6 protein-coding genes are annotated in these 4,883 nt (G+C 64.7%); 5 read left to right on the top strand and 1 reads right to left on the bottom strand.

Annotated features, from left to right (window positions below; genetic code table 11):
- Window positions 1-89: 89 nt before the first annotated feature.
- From AYR66_RS01195 to AYR66_RS01190, 3 genes are all read left to right on the top strand, one after another.
- On the top strand, window positions 90-1,328 hold the full coding sequence (locus AYR66_RS01195; RefSeq protein WP_088705986.1) for an MFS transporter: 1,239 nt from the start codon (window positions 90-92) through the stop codon (window positions 1,326-1,328).
- Window positions 1,325-1,501, top strand: a complete 177-nt coding sequence (locus AYR66_RS28665; RefSeq protein WP_170942007.1) for a hypothetical protein — start codon at window positions 1,325-1,327, stop codon at window positions 1,499-1,501. Before AYR66_RS01195 ends, AYR66_RS28665 begins: the two co-directional genes overlap by 4 nt.
- Window positions 1,502-1,584: 83 nt before the next feature.
- Window positions 1,585-2,799 (top strand): aspartate aminotransferase type Ic, encoded by a 1,215-nt coding sequence (locus AYR66_RS01190; protein WP_234814652.1) that lies wholly within the window; start codon window positions 1,585-1,587, stop codon window positions 2,797-2,799.
- On the opposite strand, the gene AYR66_RS01185 is transcribed toward AYR66_RS01190, so the two are convergent.
- Window positions 2,791-3,462: a response regulator transcription factor gene (locus AYR66_RS01185; RefSeq protein WP_088705985.1), complete on the bottom strand. Its 672-nt coding sequence runs from the start codon at window positions 3,460-3,462 to the stop codon at window positions 2,791-2,793. The genes AYR66_RS01190 and AYR66_RS01185 overlap by 9 nt on opposite strands.
- A gap of 367 nt (window positions 3,463-3,829) precedes the next feature.
- On the opposite strand from AYR66_RS01185, the gene AYR66_RS01180 reads away from it, so the two are divergent.
- Together AYR66_RS01180 and AYR66_RS29210 are read left to right on the top strand one after the other, a co-directional pair.
- Entirely contained in the window at window positions 3,830-4,342 is a 513-nt protein-coding gene (locus tag AYR66_RS01180; RefSeq protein WP_170942028.1) for an SRPBCC family protein, read from the top strand.
- A 67-nt stretch (window positions 4,343-4,409) separates the two neighbouring features.
- Window positions 4,410-4,883: AfsA-related hotdog domain-containing protein (locus AYR66_RS29210; protein WP_206047011.1), on the top strand; the 474-nt coding region annotated here is incomplete at its 3' end.

Genomic DNA, 4,883 nt, shown 5'->3' with positions numbered 1-4,883 from the left:
CTGCCGCAGCAGGCGGGGCTGGCCAACCTGCTGGCAAGGGAGCCCGACGACCGGGTCGAACCGCCGGTCCATATCGCCGGGGAGGACGCATGTCTACGCCACAACTGAGTTCTGCCGCCGAGTCGCCCGCCGCACAGGGGGAGTCTTACCGCTGGGTGGTGCTGGGTGTTGCCGTGGCGGCACAGACCATGGCTGCCGTGGTGTCGCAGGGCGTGTACACGCTGGTGCCGTTCTGGCAGTCGGCCTTCCAGCTGTCGCAGGCGTCGGCCGGGCTGGCGGTGACGTTCATGAATGCCGGTCAGATCCTGTCGATGGTGCTGCTGGGCATGGCGATCGATCGCCATGGCGAACGCAACGTGGTGGCACTGACGATGATCGCGATGGGATTGTCGGCCTTCGGCGCCGCCGCCTTCGGCACGCACTATGTGTCCCTGCTGCTGTTCCTGACCATGCTCGGCGCCTGGTATGCGTCGGTGCAGCCGGGAGGCACGCGAGCCATCATGCGCTGGTTCCCGCCCCACCTGCGCGGCATTGCGACCGGCGTACGCCAGGCCGGTTTGCCGCTGGGCACGGCGGCGGCGGCGATGGCCTTGCCGCTGCTGGCTGTCAGGTACGGCTGGCAGACGGCGGTCTATGTGCAGGGCGTGGTCGGCATCGCCGGCGGCATCCTGTTCGGCCTCTTCCATCGCGACAACGTCGGCGACGTCGCGGCGCCAGGGGCGTCGCCACGGCTGCGCGAACTCGTCGCGCTGCTGTCGAAGAATCCGGCGTTCTGGCCGGTGCTGATCGCCGGCGTCGCCATGGCCACTTTCCAGTACACCTTCTCGGCGCATGTGCTGCTGTTCCTGTCGCGCCAGCTGGAGATCCCGATCGTGACCGCCGCCTTCATCTTCGCCGTCGCGCAGGGCGTGGGCATCGCCGGACGAGTATCGCTGGCCGGCATCAGCGACCGGTTGTGGCCGGGCAGGCGCATGCGTTCGCTGGGCTGGACGATGTGTGCATGCGCAGCGGTGGTGACCGTGCTGATGCTGCTGCCGGTGCAGCCGCCGATGTGGCTGATGGTGACGCTGTTCGCGGTGCTCGGCCTGTTCGGCATCGGCTGGTATCCGCTGTGGCTGCTGCAGGTGGCCGAAATGGCGCCCAAGACGGCGATGGCGTCGACGGTGAGCTTCGCGATGACGCTGAACCTGGTGGCGATCTCGGCGATGCCGCCGCTGTTCGGGCTGGCGGTCGACCTGGGGGGCTACAGGACGGCGTGGACACTGCTGATCGCCTTGCTGGTGCTGGGCGCGCTGCAGTTGAAGAGGGTGCCGCGACAGGCGGCGTGACTTATCCGATGGAGGCCGACGGCGACGACCATGTGATACCGGGCCACGATCCGCTGGTGGGCAAGCGCTTCCCGCGCTGGAACGGCGATCCCCACATCGCCTGCCTGCATGAGCCGCCGGCGGATGACGGCGTGGGCATCGACGTGCTGGCGGGCGCGGCGACAGCATCCTGATGTTATTGTCCGGTATCCGCGGATCAATAGCGAATTGATAGCGGACCCGCCCGGACAACCCTGGCAATCCAAAGGAAAGGAACATGACGCAATCGCAGGCAATGATCGAATACGAAGCATTCAAGCAGCTCGGCCTCAAGCTGGACATGTCGCGCGGCAAGCCGGCGCCGGAGCAGCTGGACCTGTCCAATCCGCTGCTGGGGGAACTTGGCAGCCACCTCGCGGCGGATGGCGCCGACACCCGCAACTACGGCATTCCCAGCGGCCTGCCCGAGGCGCGCGCGCTGTTCGGCAGCCTGCTCGACGTGCCGCCGGCGCAGGTGGTGGTGGACGGCAGCGCCAGCCTCGCGCTGATGCATGACACGCTGGCCTTCGCCATGCTGTACGGCGTGCCGGGCGGGAAACCGTGGTCTCTGCAGCCGGTGACCTTCCTCTGCCCGGTGCCGGGTTATGACCGGCATTTCTCGATCTGCGAGTCGCTGGGCATACGCATGGTGAACGTGCCCTTGTCGGCGTCCGGCCCGGACATGGACATGGTCGAGGAACTGGTCGCTTCCGACCCGGGTATCAAGGGTATGTGGTGCGTGCCGAAATTCAGCAATCCGACTGGCGCGGTGTATTCGGACGAGGTGGTGCGCCGGCTGGCATCGATGAAGGCGGCTGCGCCGGACTTCCGCCTGATGTGGGACGACGCCTACCGCTTCCATTACCTCGGCGAGCGCCGGATTGCCATGGCCAATGTGATCGATGCCTGCGCACAGGCGGGCAATCCGGACCGCGCCGTGGTCTTTGCCTCCACCTCCAAGGTCACCTTCGCCGGGGCGGGCCTGGCGGCACTGGCTTCGTCGCCGGCCAATATCGCGTGGTGGCAGGGCCGCAGCGCGGTGCGCAGCATCGGCCCGGACAAGGTCAACCAGTTGCGCCATGTCCGCTTCCTGAAGGACCGTGCGCACGTGGAGGCGCTGATGGAGCGGCACCGCTTGCTGCTCAAGCCGAAGTTTGATGCGGTGCTGGCGCAGTTCGATGCCTTGCTCGGCGACATTCCAGGCGTGCGCTGGACGCGTCCGGAAGGCGGCTATTTCATCGACCTGGTCACGCCGGACGGCTGTGCGAAACGTACGGTGGCGCTGGCAAAGGAAGCCGGCATCACGCTGACGCCCGCCGGTGCTGCCTTCCCCTATGGGCGCGATCCGGACGACCGCAATATCCGCATCGCGCCCAGCTTCCCTTCGCTGCCGGAAATCACGCAGGCCGCGAGGGGCATCGCGCTGGCGTTGCGCGCGGCAGTGTCAGGCTGAGACCGCCACACTTGGCTGGAACTCTGCCCGCCGCGCCGGCCTGCCCCGGCGCGGCATGTATCCGCTCTCACGGACTTTTAGCGCCATTTTCAGGCGCGAGACCACGTCGAACAGCCGCATCAGCTCGTACATGTAGTTCTTGACGGTGCCGTAGCTCAGGTTCAGCGCGGCCGCGATCTGCTTGTTGGAATAGCCCGCCAGCACGAGGTCGACAAGGTCGCGTTGCCTTTGCGTGAGCCGCACGCCGCAGACCATGGCCGGCGCCGCGCCCGGCGCTTCTTCGGGCGGATAGAATTTTCGCCCCGCGAGAACGGCGCGGATGGCATTGCCGATCTGCGTCGGGTCGTCCTTCTTCGCAATGAATCCCGAGGCGCCGAGCGCCTTGCACAGTCGCACCGTGTCGGGGTCATCCTTTCCCGAGGCAATGATCACGGGCGGCGGGTGCCGCAGTTCGCCGCAGCAGCTCAGCACGCGGCAGGCGCCGTTTTCCTCAAGCATCCAGTCGACCAGTGCCAGGCTGACCGGCATCGCGGCGTGGAGATGTTCAATGGCTCTTTCGGCGCTGGCCGCGAGGGCGACGGTCGACGCAGGAAAATCCCTGCGGACGATCGTATCGTAGCCGGCCAGCATGACGGGACTGTGATCGACGATCAGGCAATGCATGCCTTGCCTCCTTTCTTGTCGCGTGGTTCATGGTGGTGTCTCGCCGCGTCCGGCGGCAAGGAATGGGCAAAGTATTATTCAAAACCACCGTTTGATAACCGGGAGCCGGGTTGCTTGAGTTGAAACCCTGGGTGTTTAATCGAATGGAAAAATGCGGTTATTCTTGTTTTCAGCGTATCCCGCGTCCTTTCGGCAATAACGCCGACGCATAACAACTATGCAAATCATGCATTTTTAGAAATGCATGTTGCCTGTCTATCATCTTCATGTCGACGCGCTGATCGCGCAGACAGCCGGATCCGGCAACCGGGGCCGGCATGAAGCGGAACGAGATGCTTTGTGCAAACTTTTCCAGATAGAAAGAGGCATGAAATTGAATAAAGTCCTGTCCCTGGTTTTGAGCTGTGCAAGTTTGCTTGCCGCCGGCACGGCGGTGGGCGCCGAGACGCGGCCGGCGAACGTGACGGTGGAACACCGCTTCGACGTGAGCGCCGACATCGCTTGGAAAACGCTCGGCCGCTTCTGTGCGATTTCGGATTGGCAATCGCTGGTGGCCAGTTGCGTGCTCGACGAGCGCAAGGACGGCATCTACCGCACCTTGGTCATGAATGACGGAAGCGCCTTCGTCGAGCGCCTCGAGGAATATTCCGCCGCCGGACGCACGTTTGCCTACACCATCAAGAGCGGCCCGCTGCCGGTCCAGGATTACCGCTCCGAATTCCGTCTTGTCCCCGACGGCGCGCAAGGAACACGCCTGTTGTGGAAAGCCTGGTACACCGTCCCCGCGGGCGGCGACAGCCAGGCGATCGCCGCCGGCCTGCAGGCGCTGTTCGCCAACGGCCTCAACGGCATGCAGGCCCTGCTGGCCAGCGCACGCTAGACCGCAACCGGTCATTCCCTCTTCATTGCAACGAATCGATCAACCGTATTACCGGAGGAGTAGCACCATGCAAACGAATGCTGTGACTGTGGTTGTGGGCGACAAATTCTCGGACTTCGCCGCACTGGAAGGCGTCATGACGGTATCGAAGCTGGCCAACCTGCTTGACGGCCTCGTGCAGGCGGAAGAGCTGCCGCGGCAGGTCGTATTTGGCCAGGGCGTATCGGAAAGCTGGCGCACCTACCTGAAGAACCGCGTGGAGGAGGGCGGCTTCCCGGTGGAATTCATTGGCGAACGCCAGATCAGCGAACGCACCGGCCGCAAGTTCTGCCACAAGTGGGACCGCCACAACGTGCTGATCACCGACCCGCGCCGTACCGGCCTGAATGAATACAGCATGCTGCTGTCGATCGACGACGCCTGCGAAATCATGTCCGACCATGTCACCGGCCACCACGTGCAGGGCATGGTACTGATCGAGGCGGCGCGACAGGCCTTCCTGGCCGTGACCGAGCGCTTCCTGTTGCCCAAGGATGAAAAG

Source organism: Noviherbaspirillum denitrificans (assembly GCF_002211445.1).
Taxonomy (GTDB): Bacteria; Pseudomonadota; Gammaproteobacteria; order Burkholderiales; family Burkholderiaceae_D; genus Noviherbaspirillum; species Noviherbaspirillum denitrificans.
Note: the sequence above shows the minus strand (reverse complement) of the source record. Positions and strands in the feature narration are given on the sequence as shown.

Excerpts from the sequence above, each read along its gene's own strand:
- AYR66_RS01180 (WP_170942028.1), top strand. The coding sequence starts at position 3,830 with ATGAAATTGAATAAAGTCCTGTCCCTGGTTTTGAGCTGTGCAAGTTTG.
- AYR66_RS01185 (WP_088705985.1), bottom strand. The coding sequence starts at position 3,462 with ATGCATTGCCTGATCGTCGATCACAGTCCCGTCATGCTGGCCGGCTAC.
- AYR66_RS01195 (WP_088705986.1), top strand. The coding sequence starts at position 90 with ATGTCTACGCCACAACTGAGTTCTGCCGCCGAGTCGCCCGCCGCACAG.
- AYR66_RS01190 (WP_234814652.1), top strand. The coding sequence starts at position 1,585 with ATGACGCAATCGCAGGCAATGATCGAATACGAAGCATTCAAGCAGCTC.